The sequence below is a fragment of the Variovorax paradoxus genome (assembly GCF_024734665.1).
Taxonomy (GTDB): Bacteria; Pseudomonadota; Gammaproteobacteria; order Burkholderiales; family Burkholderiaceae_C; genus Variovorax.
Genome location: NZ_CP102931.1, coordinates 5,124,766 through 5,139,824 on the forward strand (window position 1 = coordinate 5,124,766; position 15,059 = coordinate 5,139,824).

General features: G+C 67.6%; 15 protein-coding genes. 12 read left to right on the forward strand and 3 right to left on the reverse strand.

What is annotated here, in order from left to right:
* Positions 1–19 precede the first annotated feature (19 nt).
* The 3 genes from NWF24_RS24230 to NWF24_RS24240 are packed head-to-tail and all read left to right on the forward strand — an operon-like array spanning position 20 to position 3,698.
* On the forward strand, positions 20–724 hold the full coding sequence (locus NWF24_RS24230) for an ABC transporter ATP-binding protein (RefSeq protein ID WP_258350765.1): 705 nt from the start codon (positions 20–22) through the stop codon (positions 722–724).
* The gene (locus NWF24_RS24235; RefSeq protein WP_258350766.1) at positions 721–2,118 is read left to right on the forward strand and encodes an amidase; all 1,398 of its coding nucleotides are present in this window, start codon (positions 721–723) and stop codon (positions 2,116–2,118) included. The genes NWF24_RS24230 and NWF24_RS24235 overlap by 4 nt, the downstream gene beginning before the upstream one ends.
* Positions 2,115–3,698, forward strand: a complete 1,584-nt coding sequence (locus tag NWF24_RS24240) for a GMC family oxidoreductase (RefSeq protein ID WP_258350767.1) — start codon at positions 2,115–2,117, stop codon at positions 3,696–3,698. The genes NWF24_RS24235 and NWF24_RS24240 overlap by 4 nt, the downstream gene beginning before the upstream one ends.
* A gap of 8 nt (positions 3,699–3,706) precedes the next feature.
* Here the strand turns inward: NWF24_RS24240 and NWF24_RS24245 are convergent, their stop codons facing one another.
* A complete protein-coding gene (locus NWF24_RS24245; protein WP_258350768.1) occupies positions 3,707–4,129 on the reverse strand; it encodes a hypothetical protein in 423 nt (140 codons plus the stop codon).
* 114 nt (positions 4,130–4,243) lie between these two features.
* On the opposite strand from NWF24_RS24245, the gene NWF24_RS24250 reads away from it, so the two are divergent.
* From NWF24_RS24250 to NWF24_RS24265, 4 genes are all read left to right on the forward strand, one after another.
* Positions 4,244–4,828 (forward strand): GNAT family N-acetyltransferase, encoded by a 585-nt coding sequence (locus tag NWF24_RS24250; RefSeq protein ID WP_258350769.1) that lies wholly within the window; start codon positions 4,244–4,246, stop codon positions 4,826–4,828.
* A gap of 31 nt (positions 4,829–4,859) precedes the next feature.
* Positions 4,860–5,138 (forward strand): DUF2277 domain-containing protein, encoded by a 279-nt coding sequence (locus tag NWF24_RS24255; RefSeq protein ID WP_258350770.1) that lies wholly within the window; start codon positions 4,860–4,862, stop codon positions 5,136–5,138.
* A 73-nt stretch (positions 5,139–5,211) separates the two neighbouring features.
* On the forward strand, positions 5,212–5,613 hold the full coding sequence (locus tag NWF24_RS24260) for a GFA family protein (protein ID WP_258350771.1): 402 nt from the start codon (positions 5,212–5,214) through the stop codon (positions 5,611–5,613).
* A gap of 46 nt (positions 5,614–5,659) precedes the next feature.
* Complete coding sequence (locus tag NWF24_RS24265) at positions 5,660–6,286, forward strand: LysE family translocator (RefSeq protein WP_093050364.1); 627 nt, start codon at positions 5,660–5,662, stop codon at positions 6,284–6,286.
* Between the two features lie 68 nt (positions 6,287–6,354).
* Here NWF24_RS24265 and NWF24_RS24270 read toward each other — a convergent pair whose 3' ends face one another.
* Positions 6,355–6,564, reverse strand: a complete 210-nt coding sequence (locus NWF24_RS24270) for a thrombospondin type 3 repeat-containing protein (protein WP_093049198.1) — start codon at positions 6,562–6,564, stop codon at positions 6,355–6,357.
* 266 nt (positions 6,565–6,830) lie between these two features.
* On the opposite strand from NWF24_RS24270, the gene pbpC reads away from it, so the two are divergent.
* The 3 genes from pbpC (at position 6,831) to NWF24_RS24285 (ending at position 11,168) form a co-directional block, all read left to right on the forward strand.
* On the forward strand, positions 6,831–9,086 hold the full coding sequence (gene pbpC, locus NWF24_RS24275) for a penicillin-binding protein 1C (RefSeq protein WP_258350772.1): 2,256 nt from the start codon (positions 6,831–6,833) through the stop codon (positions 9,084–9,086).
* Between the two features lie 94 nt (positions 9,087–9,180).
* Complete coding sequence (locus NWF24_RS24280; protein WP_258350773.1) at positions 9,181–9,861, forward strand: FadR/GntR family transcriptional regulator; 681 nt, start codon at positions 9,181–9,183, stop codon at positions 9,859–9,861.
* Positions 9,861–11,168, forward strand: a complete 1,308-nt coding sequence (locus NWF24_RS24285; protein ID WP_258350774.1) for a CynX/NimT family MFS transporter — start codon at positions 9,861–9,863, stop codon at positions 11,166–11,168. Before NWF24_RS24280 ends, NWF24_RS24285 begins: the two co-directional genes overlap by 1 nt.
* A 14-nt stretch (positions 11,169–11,182) precedes the next feature.
* Here the strand turns inward: NWF24_RS24285 and NWF24_RS24290 are convergent, their stop codons facing one another.
* The gene (locus tag NWF24_RS24290) at positions 11,183–11,947 is read right to left on the reverse strand and encodes a hypothetical protein (protein ID WP_258350775.1); all 765 of its coding nucleotides are present in this window, start codon (positions 11,945–11,947) and stop codon (positions 11,183–11,185) included.
* 65 nt (positions 11,948–12,012) lie between these two features.
* Here NWF24_RS24290 and NWF24_RS24295 point away from each other — a divergent pair, with 65 nt between their 5' ends.
* Entirely contained in the window at positions 12,013–12,648 is a 636-nt protein-coding gene (locus NWF24_RS24295; protein ID WP_258350776.1) for an ABC transporter ATP-binding protein, read from the forward strand.
* 173 nt (positions 12,649–12,821) lie between these two features.
* Entirely contained in the window at positions 12,822–15,059 is a 2,238-nt protein-coding gene (locus NWF24_RS24300; protein WP_258350777.1) for an NADP-dependent isocitrate dehydrogenase, read from the forward strand.

The following is a 15,059-nucleotide window of genomic DNA, read 5'->3' on the forward strand; positions in this document are numbered from 1 at the left end:
CCCGAAGGCGCACCACAACATGCTGGACGTATCGGGTCTTCACGCAGGCTACGGGGCCATCCCCGTGCTGCACGACATCTCGCTGCAGATCGCACAAGGCGAATCGGTCGGCATCCTCGGCCACAACGGCATGGGCAAGACCACCATGCTGCGCACGCTGATTGGCGCACTGCGTGCCACATCGGGCACCGTGCGCTTCGGCGATGCCGACGTCACGCGCCTCGCGCCGCATGCGCGCGCCCGCCTGGGCATGGCCTACGTGCCGCAGGGGCGCGAGATCTTTCCGACGCTGAGCGCGATGGACAACCTGCGCATGGGCCTGGTGAAGACCGGCGAGCGCACGCTGCACACCATCGAGGCACTGCTGGAGGACTTTCCGCGCCTCAAGCCGCTGCTCGAACGGCCCGGCGGTTCGCTCTCGGGCGGCGAGCAGCAGCTGCTGGCGCTGGCCCGCGCACTGGCCGGCAAGCCCACGCTGCTGCTGCTCGACGAGCCCACCGAAGGCATCCAGCCTTCGATCATCGAGGAGATCGCCGAAACGCTGGCGGCGCTGCGCGACCGCATGAAGCTCACGATCGTGCTGGTGGAGCAGAACCTCGAATTCATCGCCGCCGTGTCGCAGCGGGTGCTCGTCATCAAGCGCGGCCAGATCGGCGGGGAGATTCCGCGCGAGCACCTCGGCGATTTCGAAATCATGAGTCAATACACAGGAGTCCATGGATGAGCAACGAACTGCATTACCTCGAGCTGGTGGACATCGGCCAGCGCATCCAGCGCAAGGAGCTCTCGCCGGTCGAGGTCACGCAAGCGCAACTCGACCGCATCGAAAAGGTCGACGGCGCGCTGAAGAGCTACGCGATCGTGATGGCCGAGCAGGCGCTGGCCGAAGCGCGCCGCGCCGAGGCCGAGATCGCAAAGGGACAGATCCGAGGGCCACTGCATGGCGTGCCGGTCGCGGTAAAGGACCTGTGCTGGACCGAGGGCGTGGCCACCGCCGCCGGCATGACGCTCTACCGGGACTTCGTGCCCACCGAAGACGGCACGGCCGTGCGCAGGCTGCGCGAGGCGGGCGCCGTGATCCTCGGCAAGCTGCAGCTCACCGAGAGCGCATATGCCGACCACCACCCCACGGTCACGCCGCCGGTCAATCCGTGGAATGCGGCGCACTGGTCGGGCGCGTCGTCCAGCGGCTCGGGCGTCGCGACCGCGGCAGGGCTTTGCTATGGCTCGCTGGGCACCGACACGGGGGGCTCGATCCGCTTCCCCAGCGCCGCCAATGGGCTCACCGGCCTCAAGCCGACCTGGGGCCGCGTGAGCCGCCACGGCGCCTTCGAGCTGGCCGCGACACTCGACCACATCGGCCCGATGACGCGCAGCGCCGCCGATGCGGGCGCGATGCTCGGTGCCATCGCCGGCGCCGACCCCAAGGACCCGACCGCGAGCCTGGCGGCCGTGCCCAACTACCTGGCGGGAATGCAGCGGGGCCTGCGCGGCTTGCGCGTAGGCATCGATGCACGCTGGAATGGCGAGGGCGTCGATGCGCAGACCCTGAAAGTGATGGAAGGCGCGCTCACGGCTGTGCGCGAGCTCGGCGCCGAGGTGCGCGAAGTTGCCTTCCCCGATCCGGCGCAGGTCATCGCCGACTGGTTTCCGCTCTGCGGCATCGAGGCGGCCGTGGTGCACGAGTCGACCTACCCCGCACGCAAGGACATGTACGGCCCGGCCCTGTCCGGCCTGCTCGACCTCGGCCGCGCACAGAGCGGCGTGGACTACCAGAAGATCGTGCTGAACCGCCATGCCTTCAGCGGCCGGGTGCGGGCGATGTTCGAGGGCATCGACCTGCTGCTGGTTCCGGCCCACGGCGTGGCCTCGCCCACTCTCGCGCGCATGGCCACCTTCGGCGAGGACGCCGGGCTGATGTCCGCCATGCTGCGCTACACCTGCCCCTTCGACATGAGCGGCAGCCCCACGATCACGCTGCCGGGCGGCTTCACCGAGGCCGGCACGCCGGTTGCCTTCCAGTTCGTCGCCCGCCATTTCGAGGAAGAACTGCTTGTGCGCGCGGGCTGGGCCTTTCAGCAGGCGACCGACTGGCACCAGCGGCATCCGGCGCTTTGAAGACGTACGACACGATCATCGTGGGTGCCGGCACCGCAGGCTGCGTGCTGGCGAACCGGCTCTCGGCCGATCCGGCCCGCAAGGTGCTGCTGCTCGAGGCGGGCAGGGCCGCGCCCCGCGCCTCCAGCATTCCGGCGCTGTGGTCGTCGATGTTGAACACCGAGGTGGACTGGAGCTTTCATACCGAGCCGCAGCCGGGTTGCAAGGGAAGGCGCCTGTACTGGCCCAGAGGCAGGATGGTCGGCGGATCGGGCGCCCTGAACGCGATGATCTACATGCGCGGCCTGCCCTCCGACTACGACCGCTGGGCAGCGGCCGGATGCGCCGGGTGGAGCTGGAAAGAGGTATTGCCGTTCTTCAAACGGTCCGAGCAGAACCTTCGGCTTGGCGCTTCGCCCCTGCACGGCTGCGAAGGGGAACTGGTCGTCTCCGACATCGCGCACGTCGACGCGGTGGAACGCCTCTGGCTACAGGCCGCGCAGGCGGCTGGCTTGCCGGCCAACGAAGATTTCAATGGCCCGGGCCAGGAAGGCGTCGGGCTGTTCCAGGCCACGGTGAAGGACGGCGCGCGCTTCGGCACCGGCAGCGCATTCCTGGCGCCCGCGCTGGCGCGTTCCAACCTGTCATTGCACACCGGCGTGACGCTCCTGCGCCTGATCTTCGAAGGTACGCGGGCAACCGGCGTGGAGTTTCTTCACAACGGGGTTCCCGGACGCGTTACCGCCTCTTGCGAGGTGGTGCTCTGTGCAGGCGCCGTGGGCTCGCCTCACCTGCTGCTGAACTCGGGCATCGGTGCGGCCGACGAGCTTTCCCGTGTCGGCATACGCCCGCTGATCGACCTGCCCGGCGTCGGCAAGAACCTGCAGGACCACGTCAACGCCTCCATCACCTGTGCCACGCACGAGCGGTTCGGCATTGCACAGGCTTCGGACGAGGAGGCGGCGCTTCACATGAAGCTGTGGGAGCAAGACCGCAGCGGACCGCTCGCCTCGAACTGGTCTTCATGCGGGGGCTTCGCGCGCGTCGGACCCGGCGCCGGCGACCCCGACCTGCAGCTCTATTGCATCCCGAGCGCCAACCGCGACCACAACCGCCATCTCTCGGCAGGCCCGGGCATCACGCTTTTCTCGGTCCTGCAGCGACCGCAGAGCCACGGCGAGCTGCGCCTGCGTTCCGCCGATCCGCTCGAGGCGCCGGCCATCGACCCTCGGTACTTCAGCGACGCGCAGGGCAGCGACCTGCAGCTTCTGGTGGAAGGCATCCGCCTCAACCGGGAGATCCTGCGCCAGGCGCCCATCGCCGAACACCTCCGCGATGAGATTTCGGCCAGTGCGGGCGCGGTCACCGATGCGCAGCTGCGCGATTTCGTTCGCGGTCACGCATCCACCCTGTATCACCCGACCAGCACCTGCAAGATGGGCATCGACGATCTGGCAGTCGTGGACCCGACGCTGAAGGTTCATGGCATCGAAGGCCTGTATGTGGCCGATGCCTCGGTGTTCCCTTGCATGGTTTCGGGCAACACGAATGCGCCGACGGTGATGGTGGCGGAGCGTGCGGCCCGCTTCATCGACCCCTGAGCCGCCCTTTACCGGCTCAGGGCGATGAGGCTCCACACGATCGCCACGAGCTGGGCGAGGTTGATCAGGATTGCGGTGATGTGAGTCCTGCGAAATCCCGGGATCGCATCCATGTAGTTGGACTGGATCTGCTCCCCGAGCGCGTCCATCTTGGGAATGACCTTCTTGCGCAGCGCGATGGCAATCAACGCCAGCGCCGCAGCACCCACCGCAAGCCCCGGGCGACCCGCAAATGCAAAGCTGACGGCTGTTGCAGCCGCGGTAACGAATGCGGCGCGGTAGTAGATGTTGAAGAAGCCACGCACAAAGCGGGCGTCTAGCGGCGTGTCGTGCTTCAGCACCAGGAGCGGGATGGAACCCATGATGAAGTAAGCCGTCGTGACGAGAAGTGCCACCGTGAAGAACAGGGCGGCAAACATGGCAGCAGACATCTTGGTTTTCCTCCACGCCATGGGGCTTGGGACGACCGGCACATTATGGGCATTGGCCCGCCGCCGTCCACTGGTGGCTGCCCTGCCCCCGGGCCATCGGCTATCGTCCTGTTCATGTCGCTCGCGCAACCTTCACTCACCGGCCCCCGCCTTACGCTGCGCCCGCTGCTCGCTTCAGATGCGGCGGCGCTGGTCGAGGCCGCTTCCGACGGCGAACTCTGGAGCCTGCCGTTCACCGTCGTGCCTTCGGCCGAAACCGTCGACGCCTACATCGGCAACGCCCTCGCCGGCCGGGACGCCGGCACCGTGATGCCCTTTGCCACCGTACTGCGCGAGACCGGCAAGGTCATCGGCTCCACGCGTTTCTGGAAGATCGACCGCGTCAACCGCAAGCTGGAAATCGGCAGCACCTGGATCGCGGCCTCGTGGCAAAAGACCTTCGTCAACACCGAGGCCAAGCTGCTGATGCTGCGCTACGCTTTCGAAGAACTGCAATGCGTGCGCGTGCAGCTCACCACCGACGAGATCAATGCCAAGTCGCGCGCGGCCATCCTGCGGCTCGGCGCGAAGCAGGAAGGCGTCGTGCGCAACGAACGCATCATGCCCGACGGCCGCAAGCGCAATTCGGTGCGCTTCAGCATCATCGACGACGAGTGGCCGGCGGTTGAACAGCAACTGGAAGCGCGAATCCGTGCATGAATGTCGCGCATGAACCAAATGGAGAGTGCCCATGTGCCGCAGCATCAAGACCCTCTACAACTTCGAGCCGCCCGCCACTGAGCAAGAGATCCGCGCCGCCGCGCTGCAGTTCGTGCGCAAGCTCAGCGGCTTCAGCGTGCCGTCCAGGGCGAACGAGGAAGCCTTCGAGCGAGCGGTCGATGAGGTGGCCGCCACCGCGGCGCGGCTGATCGACTCGCTGGTCACCACGGCCGAGCCGCGCGACCGTGCCATCGAGGCCGAGCGCGCCAAGGCCCGCGCCGCCGTGCGTTTCGGCAGCAGCCCCGCCTGATAACCTGCCGCCAGCATCGCAGCATCGCCTTTGATATGGTGCTCTCCAGCACCACCATGCGAATTCCGAGCGTATGAAAAAGACCTACACGGGCGGCTGCCATTGCGGCGCCGTTCGATTCGAAGCCGATATCGACCTGAGCCTGGGCACCCTGCGCTGCAACTGCTCGATCTGCACCAAGACCCGCTTCTGGCCCGCCATCGTCGCGACCGATGCCTTCCGGCTGATCGAAGGCGAATCCGAACTCAGCGACCAAATGCTCGACACCCGCAACAGCCACTACATCGTCTGCAGGCATTGCAGCGTGCGCTCCTTCGGCGTGGGCCATTCCCCCGAGACCGGCGCGAGCGCCTATGGCGTGAACGTGACCTGCCTGGACGACGTGGACCTCGACGACCTCGCCAACTCGCCGATAAGCTACGTGGACGGACACCGCGGCACCTGGCACATCGCGCGCACAGCCATCGGAATCTGACGAAGAGAATCGCTTCCCGCACAAACCACCATCTGGAGATATGCACATGCCCATCGAACTCTGGCTCGCCTTCGTCGCGGCCTCCGCCGTCATGCTGATCATTCCGGGGCCGACCATCCTCACTGTCATCAGCTATTCCATGTCGCACGGCCGCCGTGCCAACGTGCCGCTGGTGGCGGCCGTGGCGCTCGGCGACTCGACGGCGCTGGTGGTGTCGCTTCTGGGGCTGGGTGCGCTGCTGGCCACTTCGGCCTTCTGGTTCACGGTGGTCAAGTGCGTGGGCGGGCTGTACCTGCTGTACCTCGGCATCAAGCTGCTGCGCGCGGGCATCTCGTCCACCGAAGTCGCCGCGCCGGCCGCGCCCGCGTCGCGGCTGCGGCTGTTCGCCAACACCTACCTGGTGACGGCGCTGAACCCGAAGGGCATCGTGTTCTTCGTGGCCTTCCTGCCGCAGTTCATAAGCCCGGCGGCCGACGTAACACGCCAGCTCTGGGTGCTGGCCGTCACCTTCGTGGTGCTGGCCGCGACCAATGCCACGCTCTACGCGGTGTTCGCAGGATCAGCTCGCAAGCTGCTGTCGTCGCCGCGCGCGCAGCGGCGCTTCAACTTCGCGGGTGGCTCGTTGCTGAGCGCGGCGGGCATCTGGGCGCTGATGGCGCGCCGGCCGGTGTAGCCACCCCGCGCAGCCCGTGAAAAAGGCCGCGAAGCGCCATGCTTCGCGGCCTTTTTGTTTCTCGTCGATCAGTTGCGGTACGGGTTGTTCGGATTGCGGTCGTAGCGATTGGGAACGCCGTCGTTGTCACGGTCCCTGTCATAGCGGTTCGGCACGCCGTCGCGATCGCGGTCGCCGTAGTGCTGGCCGCGCGGCGGTGGCGGACGGTCGTAGGGTGCGACCACACAGCCGGCCAGGATGGCCGATGCGGCCAGCAGGATCGCCAATGTCTTCGTCATGTGAGTTCTCCTTGGAGTGTTTGTGAAACCGGGGTTCGCCTCCTGCGAGCCGGTACTGCATTGAAGGCCACGCCGGTACGCGTTGGGTTTCCGCATTGAAGCCCCCGCGTGAAGTTCGTTACCGGATGTGGAACCTGTAGAGAACTCTGAGCCGGAGTTCCAGCTCCGGCAAGGCGGCGGGCCGCCCGTCCGGGAGTAGGCGCGGTTCCCGTGGTGCATCGCCGAGAATGTCGTGGCCTCACGCCTTTCGGACACGAATCTTTTCGATGCAGCTCGCGCCCCTCATTCCCGCCCGCAAGACCCTCGCCGCTGCCCTGCTGGCCGTGGCTTGCGCGCACCCTGCCTGGGCTCTCGTGAGCTTCGAGGAAGTGAAGCGCGATTTCCGCTCGTCCGACACCGCAGTGCTCGACCGCAACGGCGAGCTGCTGCAGCGCGTGCGCACCGACCCCACCGTGCGTCGCGGCCAGTGGACCGCGCTGGCCGATGTGTCGCCCGCGCTGCGCACGGCCATGGTGCTGAGCGAGGACAAGCGCTTCTACGAGCACAGCGGCATCGACTGGCGCGCAGCTTCGGCCGCTGCCTGGGGCAACTTGTGGAACACGCGCACGCGCGGCGCCTCGACCATCACGATGCAGCTGTCGGGCCTGCTCGACGAAGACCTGCGCCGCAACTCGGGCGGGCGCAGCTTCACGCAGAAGATCGGGCAGACGGTGGCGGCCGCGCAGCTGGAGCGCAACTGGCGCAAAGACCAGATCCTGGAGGCGTACCTCAACACCGTGCCGTTCCGCGGCGAGATCGTGGGCATCGACGCGCTCTCGCGCACGCTGTTCGGCAAGGCTCCGAGCGGGCTCGATGCACGCGAGGCGGCCGTTGCGTCGGCGCTGGTGCGTGCACCGAATGCCAAGCCCGCCGTGGTGGCGCAGCGCGCCTGCGAGGTGCTGCGCGCAATGGAGCCGCAGCAGAAGACCGACTGCGAGGCGCTCGACATGTTCACCAGCGCGGCGGTGCAGCGAAAGGCCTTCGAAGCGAACGAGGGGATTGCGCCACATGCAGCGCGACGTGTGCTGCGGGAACTGAGGGACGCGAATGCGGGAGCAGCCCCCACCCCGGCCCTCTCCCAGCGGCCGAAGGAGAAAGACAGGGAAGTCGGCGTGCGCACCACGCTGCGCGCACCGCTGCAGCGCTTTGCGCTCGACTCCCTGCAGCGCCACCTGCGCGAACTGCGCGAGCGCCACGTGGAAGACGGCTCGCTCGTCGTGCTCGACAACGCAACGGGCGAAGTGCTCGCCTGGGTCGGCTCCTCCGGTCCGCTGAGCCAGGCCGCCGAGGTCGATGGCGTTACCGCATTGCGGCAGCCCGGCTCCACGCTCAAGCCGCTGCTCTACGGCCAGGCGATTGCCGAGCGGCGCATCACCGCGGCCTCGCTGATCGAGGACTCCTCGGCGCAGATCAGCACCGCCAGCGGCCTCTACATTCCGCAGAACTACGACCGCCGGTTCAAGGGCCCGGTGTCGGCGCGCACCGCGCTGGCCGCCTCGCTCAACGTGCCGGCGGTACGCACGCTGGTGATGGTGTCGCCCGAGTCCTTCGCGCGCGAGCTGCGCGCCGCCGGCCTGCCGCTGCGCGAGAGCGGCGACTACTACGGCTACAGCCTCGCGCTGGGCAGCGCCGAGGTGTCGCTGCTGTCGCTCACCAATGCCTATCGCATGCTGGCCAACGGCGGACGCTACGGCACGACGACCCTGACCGCGCGGCCACCTGTGCCTGCGGACAAGACGAAGACAAGCGCCCCGCCGCTGCTCGACCCACGCGCCGCCTTCATCGTCGGCGACATCCTCTCCGACCCGAACGCGCGCACCCGCACCTTCGGCCTCGACAGCATCCTCTCCACCCGCTTCTGGACGGCCGTGAAGACCGGCACCAGCAAGGACATGCGCGACAACTGGGCCGTGGGCTGGTCGCAGCGCTACACGGTGGGCGTGTGGGTCGGCAACGCCAGCGGCGAATCGATGTGGGACGTGAGCGGCACCAGCGGCGCCGCGCCGGTGTGGGCCGAGGTGATGCGCTTCCTGCACGCACGCGAGCCGAGCCGCGCGCCCGCGCCGCCGCCGGGTCTCGTCGAAGCGCGCGTGAGCTTCGGCCCCGGCGCCGACGGCAACCCGCTCGAAGCGGCGCGCAGCGAATGGTTCCTGCAAGGCACCGAGCAGCCGCTGTTCGCGCTCGACACCGGCATGGCGGCCGACACCGTCTCGGCGCGCATCACCGCGCCGACCGACGGCACCATCATCGCGCTCGACCCCGACATCCCGCCCCTGCGCCAGCGCGTGCGCTTCGACTCGGAAGGCCGCGGCGTGCAGTGGCGCGTCGATGGCAAGCCGTTTGCGCGCGGCAACAGCGTGCAGTGGTTTCCCTGGCCGGGGCGCCACGTGATCGAGCTGGTGGACGCCAGCGGCAAGGTGGTCGACCAGCGCCGGCTCGAAGTGCGCGGCGCGGGCGTGGTGACGAAAAGCGCGCGCCGGTAATTGGCCCGGTTGCCGTCCGGGCCAATCACCGGATGTACAGTCCAGGCTTTGGACGGCAAAATTCGTCCAATCATTGAATGACCAGGCCCACCTGATGCTCGCCCAAGCCCCTCGCACTTCCCTGGCGGACACCGCCGCAGACAGCATCCGCGCCGAAATCTCCGCCGGCCGCTGGGCCGTCGGCTCCCGCATTCCCATCGAGCCGCAGCTCGCACAACTGCTGGGCGTGAGCCGCGGCACGGTGCGCGAGGCGGTCAAGACGCTGGTGTCGCGCGGGCTGCTCGAAGTGCGGCAGGGCTCGGGCACCTACGTTCGCTCGGGTTTCGACCCGTCTTCCAGCCTGCAGAAGATGCGCCTGGCCAGCCTGCGCGACCAGTTTGAAGTGCGCCGCGCGCTCGAAGTGGAGGCCGCGCGGCTTGCCGCCGTGCGTCACACGGCGCGCGACCTGCGCCGCCTGCACACCCTGCTCGACAAGCGCGGCGCGTTCGACGCCAGCGACAACGGCGCGGGCTTCATCGAACGCGACCTCGCCTTTCACCTCGCCATCGTCGACGTGTCGGGCAATCTCGCGCTGGCCGAAACCTGCCGTTTCATCACGGGCTATATCAAGGAGACCATCGCGAGCTCGCTGGGCAGCGGCAGCCTGCCCGAGCCCGACGAAGCCGCGCACCGCGCCATCGTCGAAGGCATTGCCAGCCGCGACCCCGACGTGGCCGCCGCGGCGGTGCGCACCTTCATGGCACCGATGATCAACGCGCTGGCGCTGGGCACGTGATGAATTCAGCCGCTCTAGCGTCGGGCAATGGCGCCACCGCGCGCCATGCAAGCAACGACCTGCTGATCGACGCCGAAGCCGACAGCCTGCCCATGCCGCGCCCCACACCCGCGCCCACCCTCGCCCGCCGAATCCTGCTCGGCGCGAGCGTGGTGCTGATCGCCTTCAACCTGCGCCCGGTGTTCGCCAGCCTCTCGGTGGTGCTGCCGGAAATCATCAAGGCCACCGGGCTCTCGTCCACCGCCGCGAGCCTGCTGACCACGTTGCCGATCGTCTGCCTCGGCGTGTTCGCGCCGCTCGCGCCCGGCCTGGGCCGGCGCTTCGGCACAGAGCGCACGCTGCTCGCGTGCATGGTGCTGATCCTGGTCGGCACGGTGCTGCGCGGCACCGGCAACATTCCGCTGCTGTTCCTGGCCTCGGCCATCGCGGGCAGCGGCATCGCGGTGTCGAACGTGCTGCTGTCGGGTCTTGTGAAGCGCGACTTCGCCGCGCAGGCGGCGCTGATGATGGGCCTGTACACCATGGCCGTGTGCGGCGGCGCGGCGAGTGCCGCCGGCCTCACGGTGCCCATCGAGCACGCGCTGGGCGGCGGCTGGACCATGGCGCTCGCAATGTGGGCGCTGCCGGCCGCGCTGGTCACACTCATCTGGGCGCCGCAGGCGCTGCCGCTGAAGCCGGTGGCGAGCGAATCGGGTTTCACCGTGCGCGGCCTGTGGCGCGACAGGCTGGCGTGGCAAGTCACCTTCTTCATGGGGCTGCAATCTGCCCTCGCCTACATCGTGATGGGCTGGCTCGCGCCGATATTGCGCGAGCGCGGGCTAGGTAGCGAAACGGCCGGCTACGTGGTGTCGCTGTCGGTCATGACTCAGGTGGTCACCTGCCTCGTGGTGCCGGCGCTGGCGGTGAAGCTGCGCAACCAGCGCGGCTTGGCCGTGGTGCTGGCGATGCTCACGGTGGGCGCCATGCTGGCGATGCTGTTCGCGCCGCTCGGCGGGCCACTCGGGGTATGGGCCTGGGCCGTGCTGCTGGGCATCGCGCAGGGCGGCACCTTCGCGCTGGCGCTCACGATGATCGTGCTGCGCTCGCCCGACTCGCACGTGGCCGCGCACCTGTCGGGCATGGCGCAGGGCGTGGGCTACATGGTGGCGGCTTTCGGTCCGCTGGTGGCCGGGCTGCTGCACGGCTGGACGGGGAGCTTTCGCGCCTCGTCGTGGCTCTTCATCGGGTTGGGCATCGCGCTCGTCGTCGCGGGGCTGGGCGCCGGCCGCACGATGCACGTGGGCACGACGACCGTGCCCCGGCACTGAGCAGGTCTGCTTCCTTACTGCGGCCCGCCGCAGAAATCCGCGCGCTCGGTGGTCTTCGCGGTGAAGCGGATGCGCGTGGTGCTCGCGGAGCTTTTCGGCTCGTTCTGCGGCCACTCGCTCTGCAGCCAGGTGTATTGCCACTCGTACGGCGCGCCCGGCTTCGCGGCTTCGCCGTAGGCGATGCGCAGGCTGCCGTTGCTTTCGTCGTGGCAGTGCTTCGAAGTCTTGTATTCCTTCTCGCTGAAGCAGGCGCGGATCATCTTGAAGCACGAGAACGGAATGCCTTCTTGCACAGCCTTGCCGCCTTCGAGCGGCACGAAGTCGGCCGTGTCGAACGAGGCGCCGCCGCCGGAATACCCTTCGAACACGGTCTGCAGCACGGCCACGGCCCACTTGCCCTCGGCCAGCGGGTAGAGCGCGGGCGCGAGCGACAGGTGCGTGTCGGGTCGGTCGGCGTCCTTCTTCAGGCCTTGCACATAGTCCGAGAAGTCATGGAGGCGATCGAGCTGCCAGCTCTTCGCATCGGCGCCTCGCTTGATGCGCGCCATGACCAACGGCTCGCCAGAGAGCACAACGTAGTCATTGGGCGAAGCGCCGCGCGGGCGGTACAGGCCGAGCTCCTGCACGTCGCAGGGCTGCGGCAGCAAGGCGCACAGGTGCGCTCGCCATTGCGCATCGAGCGCCTCGGGCTTCTTCACGGCATCGAACACCTGCGCGGACGGCGCGGCGAGCACGGGGGCGGCGAACGGCAGGGCGAGCAACAGCAGCAGCTTTTTCATGGAGCCGAATGGTAGCCACGGCCTGGGCGTTGCGCGAGGGTCGCTTGCTAAAGTCGGCTGCGACCATGAATCTTTCTTCTCCTCCCCTCCTCCGGATCGATGCGCTGCGCTTCGCGTACCCCGACCAGCCTGCGCTCGTGTCGAACTGGAGCGCATCCATCGGCCCGGGCGTCACGCTGCTTTATGGCGACACGGGCACCGGCAAATCGGCGCTGCTCCAGGTGATTGCAGGCACGCTGCCCGCCACTGGGCGGCTGACCGTGGCGGGGGCGAGCCTCGATGCCGCGCCCGAGGCGTATCGCCGCCAGGTGTTCTTCGTCGATCCGGTGACCGACCGCTTCGACCAGCTCACCGCACGCGAATGCACGGCCTCGCTCGTCGAAGGCGACGCGGGCTTCAGCGAAGCGAGGTGGCAGGCCATTGCCGAGGGCTTCGCGCTGGAGCCGCACCTGGACAAGAAGATGTTCATGCTCTCGACTGGCTCGAAACGCAAGGTGTGGATGGCGGCCGGGCTTGCATCGGGCCGCCCGCTCATCCTGCTCGACGAGCCGACGGCCGGGCTCGATGCACCGTCGACCCGCTGCCTGTGGGCCACGCTCACCGGCTTTGCGGCGCAGTCGAAACAGGCGGTCATCGTGGCCAGCGCGGCGCGTGTCGACACGGTGCCGCTCGCGGCCACCGTCGAGCTGCCGCTGGGCTGAAGCCGGCCGCCCGGCGCCTTAAAACGCCCGCCGAAGGGGGTCATCGGGCCCCGTCTGGCCGAACCCGGCCCCAGCCGGGCGACAATCGGGGATTCCGGCGAAAACACCCCTATCCCTCTTTCCGCCGGAAGTTCCAGCCAACCCGACAACCCAGGATCTACGGAAGCAAGCGCATGAGCTCGAAGCAACCCACCATCGTCTACACCCTCACCGACGAGGCGCCCCTCCTGGCGACCTACGCGTTTCTGCCCATCATCCGCGCCTTCACCAATCCGGCCGGCATCAATGTCGCCACCAGCGACATCTCCGTGGCGGCCCGCATCCTGGGCGAATTCCCCGAATTCCTGAGCGACGACCAGAAGGTGTCCGACAACCTGGCCGAACTGGGCAAGCTCACGCTCAAGCCCGAGGCCAACATCATCAAGCTGCCCAACATCAGCGCCTCGGTGTCCCAGCTCAAGTCGGCTATCAAGGAACTGCAGGGCAAGGGCTACAAGATCCCCGACTACCCGGAGAACCCGACTTCGGACGAGGACAAGGACATCCGCGCGCGCTACAACAAGTGCACCGGCAGCGCGGTGAACCCGGTGCTGCGCGAAGGCAACTCCGACCGCCGCGCGCCCAAGGCGGTCAAGGAATACGCACGCAAGAACCCGCACAGCATGGCCGACTGGAGCCAGGCCTCGCGCTCGCACGTCTCGCACATGCACGGCGGCGACTTCTACCATGGCGAAAAGTCCATGACGCTGGACCGCGCGCGCAACGTCAAGATGGAGCTGATCACCAGGAGCGGCAAGACCATCGTGCTCAAGCCCAAGGTCGCGCTGCTGGACCGCGAGGTCATCGATTCCATGTTCATGAGCAAGAAGGCACTGCTGGCCTTCTATGAAAAGGAGATCGAGGACGCGCACAAGACCGGCGTCATGTTCTCGCTGCACGTCAAGGCCACCATGATGAAGGTCTCGCACCCCATCGTGTTCGGCCACTGCGTGAAGATCTTCTACAAGGAAGCCTTCGAGAAGCACGGCAAGCTGTTCGACGAGCTGGGCATCAACGTCAACAACGGCATGATCGATCTCTACAACAAGATCGCCACGCTGCCGCAGAGCACGCAGGACGAGATCAAGCGCGACCTGCACGCCTGCCACGAGGGCCGCCCCGAGCTGGCCATGGTCGACTCGGCCAAGGGCATCACCAACTTCCACTCGCCCAACGACGTGATCGTGGACGCCTCGATGCCCGCGATGATCCGCAACGGCGGCAAGATGTGGGGCGCCGACGGCCGCCTGAAGGACGTCAAGGCTGTGATGCCCGAATCGACCTTCGCCCGCATCTACCAGGAGATCATCAACTTCTGCAAGTGGCACGGCGCCTTCGACCCCAAGACCATGGGCACGGTGCCCAACGTGGGCCTCATGGCCCAGAAGGCCGAGGAATACGGCTCGCACGACAAGACCTTCGAGATCCCGGAGGACGGCGTCGCCAACATCACCGACCTGGACAGCGGCGAAGTGCTGATGAGCGAGAACGTGGAGCAAGGCGACATCTGGCGCATGTGCCAGGTCAAGGACGCCGCGATCCGCGACTGGGTCAAGCTGGCCGTTACCCGTGCGCGCAACTCGGGCATGCCGGTGGTGTTCTGGCTGGATGCCTACCGCCCGCACGAGGCGCAGCTGATCACCAAGGTCAAGATGTACCTGCACGAGCACAACACCTCGGGCCTGGACATCCAGATCATGAGCCAGGTGCGCGCCATGCGCTACACGCTGGAGCGCGTCGTGCGCGGCCTGGACACCATCAGCGCCACCGGCAACATCCTGCGCGACTACCTGACCGACCTGTTCCCCATCATGGAACTGGGTACCTCGGCCAAGATGCTGTCGATCGTGCCGCTGATGGCCGGCGGCGGCCTGTACGAGACCGGCGCGGGCGGCTCGGCCCCCAAGCACGTGCAGCAGCTGGTGGAAGAAAACCACCTGCGCTGGGACTCGCTGGGCGAATTCCTCGCGCTGGCCGTGAGCCTGGAAGACCTGGGCCTGAAGACCGGCAACAAGAAAGCCGCCATCCTGGCCAAGACGCTCGACACCGCCACCGGCAAGCTGCTCGACAACAACAAGAACCCGTCGCCCAAGACCGGCCAGCTCGATAACCGCGGCAGCCAGTTCTACCTGGCCATGTACTGGGCGCAGGAACTCGCCGCGCAAACGGACGACAAGGAACTGCAGGCCCAGTTCGTGAAGCTGGCCGGCACGCTCGCCAGCAACGAGCAGAAGATCGTCGACGAACTCTCGGCCGTGCAGGGCAAGCCGGTGGACATCGGCGGCTACTACCTGGCGGACCCCGCCAAGTTCGAAGCCGTGATGCGCCCGAGCGCCACGCTCAACGCGGCGCTGGCGTCGGCCCAGGGCTGA

Coding starts and splice junctions, on each gene's coding strand:
- NWF24_RS24270 (WP_093049198.1), bottom strand. CDS start 6,564: ATGACGAAGACATTGGCGATCCTGCTGGCCGCATCGGCCATCCTGGCC.
- NWF24_RS24265 (WP_093050364.1), top strand. CDS start 5,660: ATGCCCATCGAACTCTGGCTCGCCTTCGTCGCGGCCTCCGCCGTCATG.
- NWF24_RS24250 (WP_258350769.1), top strand. CDS start 4,244: ATGTCGCTCGCGCAACCTTCACTCACCGGCCCCCGCCTTACGCTGCGC.
- pbpC (WP_258350772.1), top strand. CDS start 6,831: ATGCAGCTCGCGCCCCTCATTCCCGCCCGCAAGACCCTCGCCGCTGCC.
- NWF24_RS24280 (WP_258350773.1), top strand. CDS start 9,181: ATGCTCGCCCAAGCCCCTCGCACTTCCCTGGCGGACACCGCCGCAGAC.
- NWF24_RS24255 (WP_258350770.1), top strand. CDS start 4,860: ATGTGCCGCAGCATCAAGACCCTCTACAACTTCGAGCCGCCCGCCACT.
- NWF24_RS24295 (WP_258350776.1), top strand. CDS start 12,013: ATGAATCTTTCTTCTCCTCCCCTCCTCCGGATCGATGCGCTGCGCTTC.
- NWF24_RS24245 (WP_258350768.1), bottom strand. CDS start 4,129: ATGTCTGCTGCCATGTTTGCCGCCCTGTTCTTCACGGTGGCACTTCTC.
- NWF24_RS24290 (WP_258350775.1), bottom strand. CDS start 11,947: ATGAAAAAGCTGCTGCTGTTGCTCGCCCTGCCGTTCGCCGCCCCCGTG.
- NWF24_RS24285 (WP_258350774.1), top strand. CDS start 9,861: ATGAATTCAGCCGCTCTAGCGTCGGGCAATGGCGCCACCGCGCGCCAT.
- NWF24_RS24230 (WP_258350765.1), top strand. CDS start 20: ATGCTGGACGTATCGGGTCTTCACGCAGGCTACGGGGCCATCCCCGTG.
- NWF24_RS24300 (WP_258350777.1), top strand. CDS start 12,822: ATGAGCTCGAAGCAACCCACCATCGTCTACACCCTCACCGACGAGGCG.
- NWF24_RS24260 (WP_258350771.1), top strand. CDS start 5,212: ATGAAAAAGACCTACACGGGCGGCTGCCATTGCGGCGCCGTTCGATTC.
- NWF24_RS24235 (WP_258350766.1), top strand. CDS start 721: ATGAGCAACGAACTGCATTACCTCGAGCTGGTGGACATCGGCCAGCGC.